21 protein-coding genes and 1 pseudogene are annotated in these 18,211 nt (G+C 54.5%); 11 read left to right on the plus strand and 11 right to left on the minus strand.

Annotated elements, in window-relative coordinates; translation table 11 throughout:
- Positions 1 to 117, minus strand: a 117-nt coding sequence (locus H6G52_RS11405) for an IS1 family transposase (RefSeq protein ID WP_206753603.1), incomplete at its 3' end; no start/stop codon positions are given.
- Between the two features lie 54 nt (positions 118 to 171).
- On the opposite strand from H6G52_RS11405, the pseudogene H6G52_RS19105 reads away from it, so the two are divergent.
- A pseudogene (locus tag H6G52_RS19105) lies at positions 172 to 360 on the plus strand (nucleotidyltransferase family protein); the annotation flags it as partial.
- On the opposite strand, the gene H6G52_RS11415 reads toward H6G52_RS19105, so the two are convergent.
- Positions 325 to 663 (minus strand): HepT-like ribonuclease domain-containing protein, encoded by a 339-nt coding sequence (locus H6G52_RS11415; protein ID WP_190528391.1) that lies wholly within the window; start codon positions 661 to 663, stop codon positions 325 to 327. The pseudogene H6G52_RS19105 and the gene H6G52_RS11415 sit on opposite strands and share 36 nt — an antisense overlap.
- The gene (locus tag H6G52_RS11420) at positions 653 to 946 is read right to left on the minus strand and encodes a nucleotidyltransferase family protein (protein WP_199312348.1); all 294 of its coding nucleotides are present in this window, start codon (positions 944 to 946) and stop codon (positions 653 to 655) included. Before H6G52_RS11420 ends, H6G52_RS11415 begins: the two co-directional genes overlap by 11 nt.
- 202 nt (positions 947 to 1,148) lie before the next feature.
- Between H6G52_RS11420 and H6G52_RS11425 the strand changes: the two genes are divergently transcribed.
- The 7 genes from H6G52_RS11425 (at position 1,149) to H6G52_RS11455 (ending at position 4,445) form a co-directional block, all read left to right on the plus strand.
- Positions 1,149 to 1,568, plus strand: a complete 420-nt coding sequence (locus tag H6G52_RS11425) for an element excision factor XisH family protein (protein WP_099531937.1) — start codon at positions 1,149 to 1,151, stop codon at positions 1,566 to 1,568.
- Positions 1,553 to 1,891, plus strand: a complete 339-nt coding sequence (locus H6G52_RS11430) for a XisI protein (protein WP_190528393.1) — start codon at positions 1,553 to 1,555, stop codon at positions 1,889 to 1,891. The genes H6G52_RS11425 and H6G52_RS11430 overlap by 16 nt, the downstream gene beginning before the upstream one ends.
- A gap of 59 nt (positions 1,892 to 1,950) precedes the next feature.
- Complete coding sequence (locus H6G52_RS11435; RefSeq protein ID WP_199312350.1) at positions 1,951 to 2,361, plus strand: nucleotidyltransferase domain-containing protein; 411 nt, start codon at positions 1,951 to 1,953, stop codon at positions 2,359 to 2,361.
- Positions 2,354 to 2,749: a HEPN domain-containing protein gene (locus H6G52_RS11440; protein ID WP_099531938.1), complete on the plus strand. Its 396-nt coding sequence runs from the start codon at positions 2,354 to 2,356 to the stop codon at positions 2,747 to 2,749. The genes H6G52_RS11435 and H6G52_RS11440 overlap by 8 nt, the downstream gene beginning before the upstream one ends.
- A gap of 198 nt (positions 2,750 to 2,947) precedes the next feature.
- Complete coding sequence (locus H6G52_RS11445) at positions 2,948 to 3,367, plus strand: element excision factor XisH family protein (RefSeq protein WP_099531937.1); 420 nt, start codon at positions 2,948 to 2,950, stop codon at positions 3,365 to 3,367.
- A complete protein-coding gene (locus tag H6G52_RS11450; protein ID WP_190355067.1) occupies positions 3,352 to 3,690 on the plus strand; it encodes a XisI protein in 339 nt (112 codons plus the stop codon). The genes H6G52_RS11445 and H6G52_RS11450 overlap by 16 nt, the downstream gene beginning before the upstream one ends.
- A gap of 59 nt (positions 3,691 to 3,749) precedes the next feature.
- Positions 3,750 to 4,445: a Uma2 family endonuclease gene (locus H6G52_RS11455; protein ID WP_190528395.1), complete on the plus strand. Its 696-nt coding sequence runs from the start codon at positions 3,750 to 3,752 to the stop codon at positions 4,443 to 4,445.
- A 128-nt stretch (positions 4,446 to 4,573) separates the two neighbouring features.
- Here the strand turns inward: H6G52_RS11455 and H6G52_RS11460 are convergent, their stop codons facing one another.
- The 4 genes from H6G52_RS11460 to H6G52_RS11475 form a co-directional block, all read right to left on the minus strand.
- Positions 4,574 to 5,164, minus strand: coding sequence for a diheme cytochrome C (locus H6G52_RS11460; protein WP_190528396.1), 591 nt, complete (start codon positions 5,162 to 5,164; stop codon positions 4,574 to 4,576).
- A 47-nt stretch (positions 5,165 to 5,211) separates the two neighbouring features.
- A complete protein-coding gene (locus tag H6G52_RS11465) occupies positions 5,212 to 6,150 on the minus strand; it encodes a MoxR family ATPase (RefSeq protein WP_190355069.1) in 939 nt (312 codons plus the stop codon).
- Positions 6,151 to 6,318: 168 nt separating this feature from the next.
- Positions 6,319 to 7,284 (minus strand): bifunctional riboflavin kinase/FAD synthetase, encoded by a 966-nt coding sequence (locus H6G52_RS11470; RefSeq protein WP_190528398.1) that lies wholly within the window; start codon positions 7,282 to 7,284, stop codon positions 6,319 to 6,321.
- A gap of 203 nt (positions 7,285 to 7,487) precedes the next feature.
- Positions 7,488 to 8,387, minus strand: coding sequence for an MBL fold metallo-hydrolase (locus H6G52_RS11475; protein WP_099531931.1), 900 nt, complete (start codon positions 8,385 to 8,387; stop codon positions 7,488 to 7,490).
- Positions 8,388 to 9,773: 1,386 nt separating this feature from the next.
- Between H6G52_RS11475 and H6G52_RS11480 the strand changes: the two genes are divergently transcribed.
- Entirely contained in the window at positions 9,774 to 11,033 is a 1,260-nt protein-coding gene (locus H6G52_RS11480) for an MlaD family protein (RefSeq protein WP_190528400.1), read from the plus strand.
- Between the two features lie 89 nt (positions 11,034 to 11,122).
- Here H6G52_RS11480 and H6G52_RS11485 read toward each other — a convergent pair whose 3' ends face one another.
- Entirely contained in the window at positions 11,123 to 11,431 is a 309-nt protein-coding gene (locus tag H6G52_RS11485; protein WP_099531929.1) for a TMEM165/GDT1 family protein, read from the minus strand.
- Positions 11,432 to 11,435: 4 nt separating this feature from the next.
- Positions 11,436 to 11,816, minus strand: coding sequence for a TMEM165/GDT1 family protein (locus tag H6G52_RS11490; RefSeq protein WP_190528402.1), 381 nt, complete (start codon positions 11,814 to 11,816; stop codon positions 11,436 to 11,438).
- Between the two features lie 390 nt (positions 11,817 to 12,206).
- Here H6G52_RS11490 and alr point away from each other — a divergent pair, with 390 nt between their 5' ends.
- Both alr and H6G52_RS11500 read left to right on the plus strand, forming a co-directional pair.
- On the plus strand, positions 12,207 to 13,379 hold the full coding sequence (gene alr, locus H6G52_RS11495) for an alanine racemase (protein WP_190355073.1): 1,173 nt from the start codon (positions 12,207 to 12,209) through the stop codon (positions 13,377 to 13,379).
- Between the two features lie 120 nt (positions 13,380 to 13,499).
- On the plus strand, positions 13,500 to 16,166 hold the full coding sequence (locus H6G52_RS11500) for a CHASE2 domain-containing protein (RefSeq protein ID WP_190528404.1): 2,667 nt from the start codon (positions 13,500 to 13,502) through the stop codon (positions 16,164 to 16,166).
- On the opposite strand, the gene H6G52_RS11505 is transcribed toward H6G52_RS11500, so the two are convergent.
- Positions 16,141 to 17,007 (minus strand): MBL fold metallo-hydrolase, encoded by an 867-nt coding sequence (locus H6G52_RS11505; RefSeq protein ID WP_370567698.1) that lies wholly within the window; start codon positions 17,005 to 17,007, stop codon positions 16,141 to 16,143. The genes H6G52_RS11500 and H6G52_RS11505 overlap by 26 nt on opposite strands.
- An 18-nt stretch (positions 17,008 to 17,025) precedes the next feature.
- Positions 17,026 to 17,877: a hypothetical protein gene (locus tag H6G52_RS11510; RefSeq protein ID WP_199312352.1), complete on the minus strand. Its 852-nt coding sequence runs from the start codon at positions 17,875 to 17,877 to the stop codon at positions 17,026 to 17,028.
- Positions 17,878 to 18,211: the final 334 nt, after the last annotated feature.

Consider the following 18,211-nt stretch of genomic DNA (forward strand, 5'->3'; position numbering starts at 1 on the left):
GGAGAAGGTTTGGTGGCAAGCTGGACAAAGATAGCGCTGATGTCCATTGGGCATCCTGCCGTGTTTATGGGCTTTGCTGTGACCGCACAGAGGGCATTCCATGGCGTGAACCTTCATCCATCAGTCTCTCTACTCTATCAATCCCACATTAGATTGACGTACGACCAAAATGACGACTTTTGCCCCGATAGCGACATCGATGTTTTAGTCAGCTTCGCCCCTACCGCTCAACGGGGCCTCACGGAAACCCTGCAAATCCGTGATGAACTAGAAGCACTATTCGGCCGTCCCGTTGACTTGTTGGTAAAGGCCGCGATCGACAGGTTAACGATCAGCAATTTCTCTCAAGCTATTATATAAACCAGGAAGATCAGACTGAATGGTTTCCCAGATAATCATCAAATCCACCTGAAAATATTCGTGAATAGCAATGTTTCGCAGTCCGCGCATTTGTCGCCAGGGAATTTGTGGATATCTTGTTGCTACCTCTGGAATTAAATTGGCCGCCGCTTCTCCAATCACAGCCAAGCTATAGAGAGTTGCTTTAATCGTCCGCCGATCTTGACAAAAAGATTCAAAGGTTAAACCCTCAACCATTTGCTGAATTTCTTCAATCTCAGTCAAAATATCTTTGACCCGCTCTGCAAAACTTCTAGAAGGCACGCACCGCCTCCTGTAGCACAATATCTTTCAGGTAGGGTCGCAGCGATTGTGGTGTCCCTAAGTCAACCGAACAATTTAAAATTTCCTCCAGATAGTCCTTCAGCTCAATAAACGTAAATAATCCCACGGGTTTCTCGAACTCCACCAGTAAATCCACATCACTATCAGCACCGGCTTCATCTCGTGCCACGGAGCCAAATAGAAATAGAGTTTTCACCGCAAATGTCTGAATTTGCTGCTGATGGGCTAATAGCGTTTCGATGACCGTTTGCCGACTCAGCATTTTCAGTGCCCCCATCATTGGTTGAACCGACGCTAGCCTTTCTCGTTATACCAAAGAGAAGCGCGATCGCTGAGTTGCAACGGCTCAATCTCGAAGACGATGCCAGCCTCCCCGATCGCCCAGAAGCTCACCGATTAAAATACTAAGTAGATTAGCCGTCAGGAAAAATGACAATTACAGCCAGCACAGCAAGAAATCGATCATGCCCGCCAAAGATATTTTCCATAATTGCGTCAAAAATTCTCTAGTCAAAGCAGGCTGGACAATCACCCATGATCCCTTCCGGATTCGATTAACGCGCAAAAACCTCTTCGTTGACCTCGGTGCCGAGCGCTTAATTGCAGCCGATCGGGGTACAGAAAAAATCGCCGTTGAAATCAAAAGCTTCACCCGCGCCTCCGACATCAAAGATTTAGAAGATGCCCTCGGTCAATTTATTCTTTATGAACGACTCCTCTTGCGCTACGCTCCCGAAAGAACCCTTTACTTAGCTGTCACTCATTCAGTCTATAAAACTGTTTTTGAAGAAGAAGCTGGTCAAATACTGCTGGAAGATAAGTTAATTCGCTTGCTGACATTCGACCCTAATCAGGAGGTGATTAAGCAATGGATTTCAACTTAGACACCGACCAATCAATCATTCAGAAAATCTTCAATGGCTACATTGAATTCTTAGGAACCAGTGACGATATTCAGCTAGAAACGATCATCGACACCCACAATCACCATTATCTGCTGGTCGAAGTCGGCTGGCACAATGGGCGACGCATCTATGGCACGCTCCTACACATTGACATCATCGATCAGAAGCTTTGGATTCAACAGGATGGAACAGAAGAAGGAATCGCCGATGAACTAGTCGCCTTAGGAATTCCCAAAAATCGCATTGTCCTGGGATTTAAACCCAGCGATCGCCGTCAAATCACTGAATTTGCTGTTTCCTAAACCACTTGTCAGAGTCATCACTCAGCACTGTCCGAACCACCCAATCTGGAGCGTTGACCATGCCAGCCTCCTCGATCGCCCACAACTCAACCGATCAAGACGCGGTACTGATGCGATCGCTGGCTGGGCAATCACGCCATCCTCACCTGGGTCAAATCGCGATCGCCCTGCGCGACAACCTGGTCAACATCTACGGCGATCGCCTAGCCCACCTCATTCTCTTTGGCTCCCAAGCCCGAGGCGATGCCAAACCAGACTCCGATCTCGATTTGCTGATTGTTCTGCACGACCAGAAAGCCAAAATCGATCGCCTGCAAGAACAAGAACGAACCCAGTTCATCACTGATCTTTGTCTAGACTATGAATTAGTCATCTGCCCCATTTTCTGGCTAGAGCATCAGCTAGATTGGGAACACCATCCACTCCTGCAAAATATCAAAGCTGACGGAATTCCACTGATCAATGTCTAGCGAGATTATTGACCGAATCCAAAAAGCCTGTGACAGCCTACGCGCGGCCCAATTATTGCTAGGCGAAGGGCTTCCAGATTTTGCAATGTCAAGAGCCTATTACACAATGTTCTATGTTGCAGAAGCCTTTCTAATTTCTCGGGATTTTCGATTCTCTAGCCACTCAGCGACTATCAGTGCCTTTGGGCGTGAGTTCATTAAACCCAAAGAATTACCCGTTGAATTTCATCAGTTTTTATTGCAAGCGTTTCAGTCTCGGGCGATCGGAGATTATGGCGCTTGTGGCTCAATTGAAATCGAAGAAGCACAAATTCATATTGAGCGTGCACAAAAGTTTATTGATTTAGCAAACAATTATTTTCAGGTTGAACCCGATCCAGATAAGTAACAAGAGTCTTGCACTTAGTCTACAAAACTTCTAGAAGGCACGCACCGCCTCCCGTAGCACAATGTCTTTCAGGTAGGGGCGCAGCGACTGTGACGATGCCAGCCTCCCCGATCGCCCAGGAACTCACCGATTAAAATACTAAGTAGATTAGCCGTCAGGAAAAATGACGATTACAGCCAGCACAGCAAGAAATCGATCATGCCCGCCAAAGATATTTTCCATAATTGCGTCAAAAATTCTCTAGTCAAAGCAGGCTGGACAATCACCCATGATCCCTTTCGGATTCGATTAACGCGCAAAAACCTTTTTGTTGACCTCGGTGCTGAGCGCTTAATTGCAGCCGATCGGGGCACAGAAAAAATCGCCGTTGAAATCAAAAGCTTCACCCGTGCCTCCGACATCAAAGATTTAGAAGATGCCCTCGGTCAATTTATTCTCTATGAACGACTCCTCTTGCGCTACGCTCCCGAAAGAACCCTTTATTTAGCTGTCACCCATTCAGTCTACAAGACTGTTTTTGAAGAAGAAGCTGGTCAAATACTGCTGGAAGATAAATTAATTCGCTTGCTGACATTCGACCCTAACCAGGAGGTTATTAAGCAATGGATTTCAACTTAGACACCGACCAATCAATCATTCAGAAAATCTTCAATAGCTACATTGAATTTCTGGGGACAAGTGATGATGTTCAGCTAGAAACAATCATCGATACTCAGAACCACCATTATCTGTTGGTCGAAGTTGGCTGGCACAATGGGCGACGCATCTATGGCACGCTTCTACATATTGACATCATTGATCAGAAACTTTGGATTCAACAGGATGGCACAGAAGAAGGAATCGCCGATGAACTAGTCGCCTTAGGAATTCCCAAAAATCGCATTGTCCTAGGATTTAAACCCAGTGATCGCCGTCAAATCACTGAATTTGCTGTTTCCTAAACCGCTTGTCAGAGTCATCACTCAGCACTGTCCGAAACACCCAATCTGGAGCGTTGACCATGCCAGCTTCCCTGCCCCAATCAACCATTCAGCTAGAATCGATCAACCACTCATCCAACATCATTCTTGATCATTGGCAGCGCGGAACCTGGGAAGAATTCATCGAGATCGCCCAACAAACCAACCCCGATAATTGTCAGAATTCGCGAGGCTACTACTACAACGGATGGATGCGCCTAGAACACACTCGATCGGGTGCGGATCAAGCACGTAGCCATGCCATGGTTGCCAGCTTGGTCGGCTTGTACGCAGCCCTTGCACCAATGAAGCTGGCGGGCTACGTGAATCCCATTATTCAACGGTGTCAACAACAGCAAGCACAACCACACCTAGCGTTTTATATCGATCGCGACCTCAAAGACCTGCCAACCGGCAATGCACCGATCGACCTCGATTGCTTTGATCCACCCTCCCTCGTAGTCGAAGTGGGCGCAAGCAGTTTTGCCGATGATGTGGGTATGAAACGGCTGCTATATGAGCGGCTTGGCGTGGCGGAATATTGGGTAGTGAACGTCGAAGCGCGATCGATCATTGGATTTGCGATCGCCGATCGGGGCAGTCGAGAAATTCAAGTCTCCCAAGTGTTGCCCGGTTTAGAATTGTCGATTATCACTGAAGCGCTGCAACGGCTCGATCGCGAAGACGACGGACAAATCACCCGCTGGCTAATTGATCAATTCCAGGAGAAACCTTGAGTCAAAATGCCAAAGTTATCAATTCCTTACTTGGTCATCTGCCCCATTTTCTGGCTAGAGCATCAGCTAGATTGGGAACACCATCCACTCCTGCAAAATATCAAAGCCGACGGAATTCCACTGATCAATTAAGGTGCATTTTCCCAATCAGGAGAAAGGGCACGGAAATTAAAGAAATCAGCACGGGGATGACAACGAATGCAGGTGCTGAGTTGAACGGGGTCTGGTAGCTGAACGCGGGGGTGCAAAGCCTTGAAAGTGGTGGTTCTGCCAACGCGGTAGTTAATTTGTTCGTTGTTTTCGGCGGGACGTGAATATTCTTTCAAATAGTTCCAAATGATTTGGAGGCTGGGATCTCGGGGTGTTTCAATCGTGGTTCCGTAGTGGTCGCGATCGCGAATCAGATTTCGCCAAACCTGACTAGGCATCAATCCTGGGGGCACGCCGATATGACAGGAGGCGCAATTTTCCAGGTACAGTTCTCGCCCCAGCGTGAAAGAGGGCGCAACGCGATCGATGTCGCCGTTGGGGTCGATGAGCACCGATCGCTCGGCTTGGGCGATGACCGATTGGCCAGAATCCGCGATCGGGAGCGAACTCGGCGCGATCGCCCGGGCCAGCCCGACCCCAAACAGCATGGCCAGCAGTGCCAGCAAGAGCGCAATCCCCCAGGATGCACGCCGCGATCGGATGAGATGCCCAAATTTGCTGTCTGCCATGCCCGATGGTTGCCGTGAAGGATTTAGAGGAAAGAAATGGGTGGGAGCTAGTCCACGGGAATCGTTTGCAGGAGCCGATCGACCACGGTGCGGGCGTTTTTGCCCCCAGCGGGAATCAGACGGTGCGCCAAAACCGAGAGCGCCAATTGTTTCACGTCATCGGGCAAAATATAATCCCGATTTTGCAAGAAGGCGAGGGCTTGGGCGGAACGTTGCATGGCAACCGCGCCCCGGGGACTGACTCCAAGGGTGATTTCGTCATCTTGGCGGGTCGATCGCACCAGGCGCAAGATATAGTCCTGGACTGCGGCGGAAACCTGCACTTGGCGACAGGCTTTTTGCAGTTCCCGCACCGACTCCAGCGTAATGCAGGGTTGCAAATCTTGGTCGATCGCCCCCATCTGGTGTCGCTGCAACATCCGCAGTTCATCTTCCGCCGACGGATAGCCTAGGGAAAAGGACAGGGCAAAGCGATCCATTTGGGCTTCCGGCAGCGGAAACGTCCCTTGATACTCGATCGGGTTTTGGGTCGCAATCACAAAAAACGGCTCCGGCACGGGCCGCGACAACCCATCCAAGGTCACCTGCCGCTCTTCCATCACTTCCAACAACGCCGCTTGGGTGCGCGGTGTGGCTCGGTTAATTTCATCGGCCAACAGCACATTGCTGAAAGCGGGCCCCGCCACAAACTCGAATTGCCCCTTTTGGGGATTCCAAATATTGGTACCGGTCACGTCGGCGGGCAACAGGTCGGGGGTGCATTGCAAGCGCTGGAACTTACCATCAATCGATCGCGCTAGGGACTTGGCCAACAGCGTTTTGCCCACCCCGGGCACATCCTCCAGCAGCGCATGGCCACCCCCCAGCAGCGCCACCAACACAAGCTGGATTGCCCCATCTTTGCCAACGATCGCCCGTTGGAGATTGTTCTGAAGTGCTTGCAGTGCCTGTTTGTGCGACTCGATCGTCGGCGAACTTTCACCCATAATTCAATCCTAAAATTTGGCCGAATTGGGCCGAACTTGGCAACGCCAGCTCCAGAGCTTCCGCCCTGAGGGTGCAACCCCAAGGACATGGCCCCAAGCCATCGGCAAGCCATGAAACTGTCGGTCTGAAGGCGGCGGAGGGGCTGGGAAACCAAGCCTTCCGTCAGCTTAACTTAAGGGAACGGCAGTGAGGCGATCGCGGGCCTGTTGACGATCCTGCTCAATTTGAGTTTTCAGGTCTGCCAAAGATACAAACCGCTGCTCCGGGCGCAGAAAATCAACTAACTCGATCGTCACCCATTGTCCATACAAGTCTCCTGACCAATCCAGCAGATGCACTTCCACGGTCACCGCCGCCTGTTCACCGACCGTGGGCCGCCGACCAATATTCGTGACTCCCGGCCGCAGGGAACCATCGGCCAAGGTGACCCGCACCGCATAGACCCCCAATCGGGGCAGTAGTTTTTCCGGGGGAATGGTTAAGTTGGCTGTCGGGAAGCCCAATTGCCGCCCCAGTTGTTGACCCGCTTCCACCCGTCCGGCGATCGCGTAGGGCCGGCCCAGGAGCGCTTGGGTCTTATGCACATCCCCATCCCCAAGGGCGGCCCGAATTCGGGAACTGCTGATGCGCCCTTCTTGGTCAGACATCAGCGACACAATTTTGACCGGCACGCCAAATTCGGCGGCAATTTCTCGCAGGCGATCGGCTGTTCCCGATCGACCTCGGCCAAAATGAAAGTCGGCCCCCACGGCGATCGCCCGGGCCTGCAAGCCCCGAATCAGGATCTCCACCGTAAAATCTTCGGGGGTCAAATCCGCCAGCGATCGACCAAAGGGCAAAATCACAAATTGCTCAATGCCCAGGCGATCGAGCACCTGCGCCTTCTCATCCATCGGCGTGAGCAAAGGGTGCGATCGCCCACTGAAAAACGCCTTGGGGTGGGGCGAAAAGGAAACCACCGTGCTCACCGGCATCGAACCTGGCTCAGCGGCAGAATCACTTGGGTCGATCGCCGGGCCATTCAAAATGGGCGCAATTACCCGTTGGTGACCCCGATGCACACCATCAAAATTACCGAGTGCGATCGTGGTCGGCGACAGTACCGAATCCAGTGCAGACGTGATCCAAACCAATAGGACTCTCTAAGCTCCCCGAACAACAAACTCCTGCGAGCTGCGCCCTCTAGATCGATCAACAACCTAGAGTGATGACCTAGACCGAGATCCAGGTTCATGACTCCGATGCATTACCTAGCTCAAGACTGGCTAGCTCAAGACCCGATCGCGGCAATCTCAGCTTAGTCCAGGTGTGCAATCTAGGGATGGCTGTCAGTCATCTAGGCGAGCACCGTCACCTCTGGGCGAATGGTCGGTTGTTCCGGTCGTCGGGGGGTCAGTTGAATCGTCATCCCCTCCATTGCAATCAACGCATGGGGGAAAGCCGCTGCCGCCTGCCGACCCATTTCATCCAAGAAGGCATCCGTGTGCAGAGGATCATGATGGAAAATGACCAACTGGTCAACATTGGCCGCCTGCGCCACCTTCACCGCCTCTTGCCAGGTGGAATGGCCCCAGCCCACCTTGCTGGTCTTAGGCGAATTGTATTCATCATCGGTGTAGGTGGCATCGTAAATCAGCACATCCGCATCCTTGGCCAGGTGCAGCACGTTCTCATCCAGGCGATCGGAAAAATGTTCTGTATCGGTGACGTAAGCCACAACTCGCCCTTGCCAGGTGATGCGATAGCCCACCGCTTCGCCAGGGTGATTGAGAGACGCATTTTCCACATGCAGATCATCGATCGCGATCGTGTCTCCCACCTGCATGTCATAAAAGGCCAAATCCGCCCCCATCACTTGCAGGGGAACCGGGAAGTTGGGATGCAACATTTGGTCATTCATGCGCTGCTTAATCGTCGCCCCATTGGGCGCGGGCGCTCCATAGATGTGGAAGCGATTGCCCTTGATAAAAGCAGGCACAAAGAACGGGAAGCCTTGAATGTGGTCCCAATGACTGTGGGTGAAGAACATGTGGGCTTCAACGGGCATCTCGGCTAGCATGGACTGCCCCAAGACCCTTAACCCCGTACCACCATCAAAAATCAACCGACGATCGCCCACGCGCATTTCGACACAGGGGGTGTTACCGCCGTATTTAACCGTCTCAGGGCCGGGGCAGGGAATACTGCCACGAACACCCCAAAAGCGGATCTGGAACTGGCTGTTCGGACTGGACATGGGTAAGCGGATAAGCCAAATTTCAGTGCAGAGTGACGCTCCCCGATGCCATACAGCCTAGCGCGATCGGTCGCATGACTGGGGAAAACATTGCGGTGGGTCAGCAGATGGAGATTCAGGCGGAATTCATACGGAGCATGACCAACGATGTTTGCCGAAAGCATTGCCGAAAACAACCGACGGTCGCAGCCCGGCCCTAGGCATAGATTGCATTGCTGAGGAATGCATCTCTAGAATTTTCAGCAAGAATTCCCAGTGAGGAATCTCGGCTTGAAGCTCTAGATTGACTTTGCATTAGGCCAATTGATGCACAGGGATTCGCAAGATGCAAGGTGGTTGGACTGTCACCCAGGTAGAGTCTGGTGAAACCAAAACTAGAGTAAAGCCGCATTCGCACAGGCGAGGTGATTTAAATCAAAGCTTGTCCCGATTGCCGTCAGATTTGTAGTCTGGGATAGCATTTGGGCAATTCTAAAATTTTCATCGACCTAGAGCTTTGACCCAGATCCTCGACCCAGATCCTCGCCTCAGATGCCAAAGCTATGTTGGGCCCTGAGCGGCTCCGCAACCTCTGGATCCAGATCCTGAATCCGGATGACGGATTGATCAGACAGATCGACTAGCAAGCGTGAAATTCCAGCAGCGCTGGGTGACTTCGATTTTGACCCGTTGGGCCCCGATCGTGCCAGGTTATGACCCGACAACTATATTGACCTAATCTGACTCAATTGGGCACTAACCGTTTTGACGAATCGGAACCGATGGCGGGTGGGGGTGGCCCAAGGAAGCGATCGAACCTGAACCTGTTGAACCTCCCAGCATCTTAGCTGACATTCTCCGCCGGCCTGTGAGGGAGAACACAGGCGATCGGGGCAATTTCCGCAAGGATTTAGGGTAGGTTATCCCTCGTTTCGCAGATTGGGGAACAGCGTCCGGAATCCTTAAGGCTTCCAGCGCAATTCCGACCCAGATGATTCGGGCCAAGCGCCATCGCCAAACCTCATGGCCCAGACTTGGCTAGGATCCCTGTGGTCAAGATCTGCCGCTAGACATCGGAGCCGTCTTTGGTTCATTCTGGGTCTGATCTGACCGGGCTTGATTGGATTTGAGGACAAGCGGAGGCTAACCCCTACCATTGGCTTGGGCTGAGTTCACCGATCGGGGGTCATCCTGGAGTCATTGCCTGAGAGCGATGACTGGGGAGCGATGAACTTGGGGAGAACTGCTGGGGTGTGAGTCTGCCTGGGCTGTGCCTCTGTTTAAGCTTTCCTGGAGATCTCCATTTTTGATCCCTGCGCTGTTGACTGCGGGTGTGGCTGATCGTGATCCAACTGCTACTTAGTCTATTGAATTGCTCTAACCAGTGCCATTAGGAGACCATTTACCATGCGATCGCGCACTGTCCGAGAGGGGGCCGTTGGTCTGCTGGTGCTATTGGGACTGGGGCTGGTTGCGGTGCTGAGTTTGTGGCTCAGTGAAACCTATTTGGGTCGTCGTCCCTATCGTTTAATTGTTGAGTTTGCCAATGCCGATGGGCTGAAGGTTGGCTCGCCGGTTTTGTTCCGTGGCGTACCGGTTGGCAAGGTGACGGACATTCGGGCGGCTTCCAATTCGGTTGATGTGGTGATTGAGGTTGAAAATCCGGAGTTACGGATGCCTCGCCAATCCTCGGCGGAAGTCGATCGCACCGGGTTGATTGGCGAAGCATCGTTGGCCATTCGCCCCCTCAACGACAGTCGGCCAGTGCCCACGGTGGGGCCGGGGCCAGCCCAAGGGGATTGTGATTCCCAGTTGCTGCTTTGTGGGGGCGATCGCCTGGTGGGCAGCCCGCCCATTAACTATGGATCGCTGATTCGGGCGATCGTCAAAATTGCGGATTTGATTACGGATCCGACGTTTCAAGGCAAGGTCGATCGAGCCATGGGCAACCTCAACGCCACCACGGCCGAAATTCGCCAGCTCAGTCGAGATGCGGCCAGTTTGGCGCGGTCTTTGCAGCAGGAGGTGCGCACCTTTGGCAACACCGCCCGTTCGATCGCCCGCACCTCAGACACCATTAACCGCGCCACGGGCAGCACCACCACGGCCATTGTCCGCACCGCCAATTCCCTGGAGCAGACCAGTACGAGCGTTAATGGGCTGATTGTCAGTAATCGAGGAAATTTGAGCCGAACGCTGACCAGCTTGGCGGAAACCAGTGCGAGCCTGCGCAATGCGTTGGGAGAGGTTGCGCCCGCCATGCGTCAGTTACGCGGTAGCAACCTGCTGCAAAATCTGGATGCGCTGACGGAAAATGCGGCCCAAACGGCGGCCAATTTGCGGGACATCACGGGGGCGATTAAGAGTCCCCAGAGTCTGTTCATGTTGCAACAAACGGTGAATTCCGCGCGATCGACCCTCCAAAATCTTGAAAAAATCACCAGTGATTTGGATGAGCTGACGGGCGATCCACAATTTCGCAGCAGCTTGCGGGTGATTATTACGGCGCTGGGGCAATTTCTGGCCACTACGCAACAGCTTGAGGAACAGGTGCAAGCTCCGGGCCCGGGGCCGGAACGGGCAACCCCGCCCGCCAATCGATCCACCAACCGGCCCGCTAACCGATCCGAGAGTGAACCGGATGCGGATGTGCGGTTTGAGCGTTAGTGGCTTGAGCGTTAGGGATTTGGGCGAGTGTTCGTGGCTTGAGTGTTAGGGATTTGGGCGAGTATTCGTGAAGAAAGCCGATCGGCCACTTAATCTGCTTCGGGAGCCTCGTAGTCCGGGGGAAAATCCGCTGCGGGCCACAACAATCGCAGACCCATAATCGCAAACCCGATCGCGGCGGCGGCCTTCACCAAGCGGGTGGGCAAAAGTTGGGCCGTGCCCTCGCCAATCACAACCCCAATCAGGCTGGCGAACACCAGGGCGGCCGCCGTGCCCGCAAACACGGCTCGGGGCGATCGGGAACCGCCACTGAGGGCGATCGCGGCCAGTTGGCTCTTGTCGCCCAATTCCGCCAAAAACACGGTGATAAAACTCAGTCCCAGTAATTGCCAGTTCATTTCCCTACCCTCCAACCATGGCTTCCCACAACAGGGAGACGGATACCATCAACAGAATTGCGCCCACGATGGTTTCCAAGGTTTTGATCGACACCCAACGCGCCAGGAGCTGACCCAACAGCACACCAACCAAACTGGTGGAAATGAGGGCGATCGTGGCCCCCAAAAACACCACCCAAGGTTGATGGGACTCAGCAGCCATCAGCAGAACAGCCACTTGCGTTTTGTCCCCAAATTCCGCCAAAAAGATGGCGATGAAGGTGGAGGCAAAGGCGCTGAGGAAATTGCTGCGGGCGCTGGTGGCGGGCGATTGGGCCGCTGATGGGCGATCGGGTTGTGCCTCGGACTGGGCCGGGGTGAGGGCAGAAGGATCAGACAAGTTCACGGGATCTCGTAACGGCGGCGGGAAACGGCGAAAACAAGGCGAAAACAAATGAGATCAGCAGAAATCAGCAAGAATTAACGCTAATTTTCACAGTGCTTTCATTTTTGATGACCCTATTCTATCGCTGATGTAGCAGATGGTTTGGGGAATTGCGGTTCAGGAATTCCAGCGGGCTGAGAACTGGATCAATGGCAGCCGGGCCATGGCCAACCGGCCCTTCAGAGGCAATTGATTTGACCAGTTCCGCCACAGCGGTGAGTTTGGTGAGTTTATGGAATGGGTGCGCTATGGTTGGGGCGATCGAGCGTTGCCGGAATTGCCGAAACCGGACAGCGGCGATCGATCCAACGGGCCAACGGCCCAACCGTGGTGTGAAGGAGACAATCGAACATGTTAGTGCAGCAACAGCCGTCCCTGACTTGGTTGCAGCGCGAGCGGGCCTGGGTGGAAATTGACCTGGCGGCCCTGCGCCACAATGTGCGCCACCTGAAAACCTGGGTGGGCGATCGGGTGGAATTGTTGGCGGTGGTCAAGGCCGATGCCTATGGCCACGGGGCGGCGACCATTGCCCGATCGGCCCTGGCGGCGGGGGCCCAATGGCTGGCCGTGGCCACGATCGAGGAAGGCGGCCAACTCCGAGAAGCCAACATTGATGCACCCATTTTGGTGTTAGGCGCAGCTCACACCGCCGATCAGATCAAGGCGCTGCTGCATTGGAAACTGCAACCCACCCTCTGCACCTTGCAACAGAGTTTCACCTTTGCGGAGGTGCTGAAATCCTTAGGGCGATCGCTGCCGGTACACCTCAACATCGACACAGGCATGGCCCGGCTGGGAACCCGCTGGACGGAAGCCGCTGATTGGGCCCAATGGGTTGCCCAAGCGCCGCCCCTGCGCCTGGCCAGTTTGTACTCCCACTTCGCCACGGCCGATGAACCGGATCCCACGGTGATGCGGCTGCAATATCAGCGATTTCAGGGATTTTTGCAGGATTTTTCCGAACGGGCCCGATCGAGCGGCCTGACCCTGCCCAAAATTCACATGGCCAATTCCGCCGCCCTACTGGCCGATCAGGCTTACCACTTCGATCGGGTGCGGGCTGGCCTGGCGCTTTATGGCTTGGCCCCCGCACCACACCTGGCCGGTATTTTGCCCCTGCGGCCGGTGATGAGCATCCGGGCCCGCATCACCCAACTGAAGACGATCGAACCCGGCGAGGGGGTGAGCTATGGCCATCGTTACGTGGCCCAGCGGCCCACCCGGGTGGCCGTGGTCGGAATTGGTTATGCCGATGGAGTGCCGCGCAACTTGTCTAACCAAATGCAGGTTTTGATTCGCGGGCGATCGGTTCCGCAGATTGGGTCAATCACCATGGATCAGTTGATGTTGGATGTGACGGATTTTCCCGGCGATCTGATGCCGGGTGAAGTGGTCACCCTGTTGGGAGAGGATGCCGGCCAGCAAATTCGGGCAGAAGATTGGGCCGATCGCCTGGGAACCATCTCTTGGGAAATCCTTTGCGGCTTTAAGCATCGCCTACCCAGGATTACGGTTAATGATTAATAGGAGGTTGAAAGATTAATAGGGAGCTGAAATGAGCTGGGGGCGGCAATTGCGGGATTTTGGAGAAGCTTTCGCAGATACTAAAGAAATCCTGCTTAACCTTGCGCCCTATCCCGCCCAATGACCTTTCGGGTAAAACTCTCGCTTCATGGTCGCCTGGCAACGGAGGGACTGTTGGCCCGCTTGGACTTGTGGCGCAGCCCCCATCACCAACAAACTTGCGATACTCGCCTGCCGCCCGCACCGGAATTGGTCCAAGTGGCCACGGAATTTTGGGACTTGTGGGCGAGTTATCCCAACCTGCGAATTAAGGTGAAGAGCGTTCAGCGACAGTTGCCCCTTTCTTTGCATCGTCAACAGTGCCAACTCGCGGCCGATCGCCTGCAAACTCTGTTTAACAACTGGTTGGAGGGGGAAAGCTTTCGGGAAATTACCCATGAAATTCTGCGATTTAGCAATCCCGATGATGATCTGTGGCTGTCGATCGCCACGGACGATCGCCATGTGCCAAGGCTGCCTTGGGACGAATGGAAACCCCTGAAAAGTCACCGGCTTGCCTGGGGCTGTTGTCCAACCAGTGGCAAAACACCACCCATTCAGGCGCGATCGGCCCCTAGGGGCTTGGTTCGGATTTTGGCGGTTTTGGGCGATCGGGAGGATTTAGACCTGGATCCCGATCATCAGGCCCTTCAACAACTGAGCCAAGCGGGGCTGGCGAATGTGCAGTTGCTGGATGCTCCGACTCCTGAGCAGTTTTTTGATGCCCTGCGCGATAACCAACCGCAAGTGCTGGTCTTTGCGGGCCACGGCTATCCCGGAACTAGCAGCCGATCGGGTCAGATTGGCCTTAACCTTCGGAACAACATTTCCGTAGAAAACTTCAGCCATGCCCTGGAAGGCGCAGTTCAGCAGGGTTTGCAACTGGCGATTTTTAACTGTTGCCACAGCGTGGACTTGGCGGAAGCACTGCATCGATCGCACCTACCGGCCGCCATTGTGATGCGGGCTTCGGTTCCCGATCTAGTCGCTCAACATTTCCTTAAGGACTTTCTGACTCACTACGCCCAATCGCGATCGCTGCCCCTATCTCTGTACGAAGCCCGTCGATCGCTCCAACGCTCCAGCGCCCAATATCCAAGGGCCGATTGGTTGCCGCTGGTCTTTCACCATCCCCTGTTAGATTTGCCCACTTGGCCCGATCGCTCCCACTCGGAAGCTGATTTCCAAAGCTGGATTGAACCCGTTGGCCCCAGTGCAGCTCGGCCCAGCAGCGATCGGCCACTGAGGCAGGATCCAATCCAGAAATTCAGCCAGGAACCCGGTCAAGAAATCAGTCAGGAAATCAATCAGAAATCAAGCCAGAAATTAGATCAGGAAATCAGTCAGAAATCTAGTCAGGAATCTAGTCAGGAGTCAAATCAGAAATTAAATCAAAAACTAAATCAGGCACTGAGTCCAGAAAACAATCAGCGTCCAGAAAACAATCCGCAAATTAGCCCGAAAGTTAGCCCCAAAATTAGTCCGAAACCGTGGCAACTAGTCGGGCAGTCCCTTTTAGCCACGGGGATCACCATTGGCCTAGGCGGCATCATCCAGACCCCGGAATTTTGGGTTTATGACGCAATGTTGCAGCAGTGGCCGTTGGAATTACAAGATCAACGTATTTTGCTAGTCACGATTGATGAAAATGACGTGGCTTATCAAGATCGTCAAGGTTGGCGACGGATTCCAACGGCAGATGGCGGGTTAAATTCCTTGGCTCCGGAGGCCTTGGCCAAGCTTCAGGAGCGACTGGCCACCCTGAAACCCAGCGTCATTGGAGTGGATATTTATTACCCCTGGCCGCTGACCTCCGCTTGGCAAAAGCGCCTCTGGTCGAATTCTCGGGTGGTGGGTCTGTGCAAATTAGCTGACCCAACGGAAGATACTTCGGAAATTCCGGCCCCAGTGGGCTTGACGCGCGATCGGGTGGCTTTTTCTGACCAAGCCAGTGATTCAAAAAGGGTGGTGCGACGGCAACTCTTGGCCATGGCGGCTCCCCAGTCTAGCCAAGCTTGTCACGCCACCTATGGGCTGAGTGCTCTGTTGGTGGATGATTACCTGAAGCAACAGAGGGTGGCATTTCAGGCCGTGGGCGATCGATGGCGGTATGGTTCCGTTACGATTCCCCAAATTACCGCCGGAGCGGGGGGGTATGGGTGGTTTGATGACCAAGGCAATCAACTGCTGTTGGCTCCTCGGCGGGCGGATTGGGTGCGTTTGCCCCTGCGAGAGGTGTTGCAAAGTACCGATCGAATTCCTTGGACTGGTCAACCCAACCCGATCGTATTAATTGGCAATATCCAAGCCAGTTCCGAGGATCGATGGAAACTACCGGGTGGGCAGGAGATTCCGGGCTTGGAGATTCAGGCTCACGGCATCAGCCAACTGATAAGCGCGGTGCTGGACAATCGCCCCTTGCTCCAGGCGATCGCTTGGCCGCACAAGTTGGGGTGGATTTTGCTTTGGGCGGGTCTTGGGGCAGGGCTGTTGGCGGTTGGGCAGGCAAGGAACCCGCAGCCTCGTTGGTGTGATCGACTTTGGATCGGGGCGATCGGCTCGCTGGCGGTGGGGGCGATCGGGATGGTCAGTTTTTTTTGGGCGGCTTGGTGGTTACCGGTGGTGTCGCCCATGGTGGCCATGGGCTTGGTGTTGTTGCCAGTCCCCGGGAGAAAGGGCCGTTCCCAGTTCTCCCGATGGCTTGGCCTGGTGCAGCGACTCCCTAGGCGATTGCTGAGGTCTTCTTGAGGGGCATGGCTAGGCGATCGCCCGGTTTGGGTTCCAGGATTTGGGCTGCCAACCCTGCTCCCTGCAATTGGGTCTGAAGTTCTGCGGCATTGCCCTTCGCCCGCAACAGGGACACCAGCAATCCTTCGTATTGCACATCACCCGCCGCCGCCGTCGGTAACATCACTTGGGGCCGCAGCATGGTTGCCAGCTTCAAGGCGCTGTTTGTTCCCTGAATAATCGGCAGGAATCCCCCGATCGACAGATCCATCAGCGGGCAAAGGGTCACATCCACCGGCCCCAACTCGCTCAACTCCGCCGGGTGATAGCCGTGGGGTTCATAGTAAAGACTTTCGCCGGTTTCAGGCCCCGCGATCGCCCGCAGAATGTAGCCATTTTCTAGGGTTTTGGGCCCCGTGGGGGAGCCGGTGGTGGCGCGGATGGCCACCTGTTGATCCAGCGTCCAAGTTTGACCGTGATCAAGGGCGATCGTCGTTTGGAACCCCAACTGTTCGGCGACCTTGGCCGCGCTGGGCGATCCCAACACCGGCACGGTGCGATCGATCTGTTCCAAGGTGGGGCGATGGGCGTGATCCTCCAGCCCTTGGGACAGCAAAACCAAGTCCAAATTGGCGGGAATTGGACGGGGGTTGAGATGGGTGGCCTTAAAAAACCAAGCGGCATTCCCAAACATCAGCGGCCCCACAAACCAGGGATCGAGCAAAATGCGCTTGCCCGCCAGTTCAATTAACCAGCTATTGCTATCAAACCAAGTGAGGTGCATGGGTGCGATCGGGAAGTTTGCGAGTGGATCTGCCTTGTATCGTAGCGCTGGATTTTGACTGTCGATCCTGTCCGTCACCGCTCGTCCACCGGATGGCTAACTGGCGCGATCGGCAAACGTTCGATCATCCTGCCAACCGCGATCGAGCAAACCACGCAGGGCCCGCCGACAAATATAAGCCGTGGCTCGGGTGGCAGACTCCCGCTGCCAACGCTGGCAACAGTCCCAAACAAACTGCGGCTGCGATTTAGCCGCGTCATTGAGCCAATTGGCGACGCTGTTTTGCACATACCGCGCAGGATCCGCCCGCAGGGGTTCCAGCAGCGGCAACCCTAAGGATGGCTCGCGCTTCAGGGCTTGGATGTGCGCACACCACACGCCCCGCGGCCGGGTTAACTCCGTGGCGAACCGACGCAGATTGGCGGATGGGTGAAGCGTCCAGGGAATTAACTGGGCGATCGCCAGTTCCAATTGATGGGCCGCATGGGGCCGCAACGCCATCCAAGCCCACTCCCGCACATTGGCGTTAGGATCATCCGCTAAGTTGGCGATTTGGGCCAGGCGATCGGGCAACGACAGCCCCGGAGCCAAGCCCACCATCATTGCAGCCCAACTGCGGGCCGTGTCACTGCGGTGGGTGGCAAATCGCTCCGAGCCGGCCAAACCATACCGATCGAGCAGCAGTTGCCCGACAATTTGCATCCGAGCCTTGATTTTCAAGTGGTCATGGGCGGTCACCTGTTCCAAAATCGGCGCTCCCACGTCGGGGGCGATCGCCCGGAGCAGTTGCCCATGGTCGATCGCCAGCACTTCCGTGAGGGTCACCGCCTCCAGCGTGCCGTGGTTCAGTTGCTGCAAAATAGCCGGGGCAATTTCTGCGATCGACTTCGCACCGGTACGCGCCGGAGCCGGGGAAACGGGACGAGTTTTCATGCCAGATGTTGTCATGCCAGATACCAGTGGGTGAGGTCAGCCGGGGAGGTCAGGCTTGGATCCAGCAGCCGATGCGACCACCTGCACCAGATCCTAGTGAGGCGATCGCCCAAAAACAAATTTCAGTCAGGAATTTCAATCAGGAATGGGCTGCCCCTCGCGCCAATGGCTGATTAACCCCGAAAACTGCGGCTAGGGAACCTGTCAATCAACTGACCAATTACTGACCCATGAATCATGGGTTCAATGAGCACTGATTCAGGATGAATCATCCGGTGATTTCAAATGCTTTAAACACCTTTTTTTCAAGGAATGTTTTAAAACAACATCAAAGTCAAAAATGATTGCG

Source organism: Limnothrix sp. FACHB-881, assembly GCF_014698135.1.
Taxonomy (GTDB): Bacteria; Cyanobacteriota; Cyanobacteriia; order CACIAM-69d; family CACIAM-69d; genus CACIAM-69d.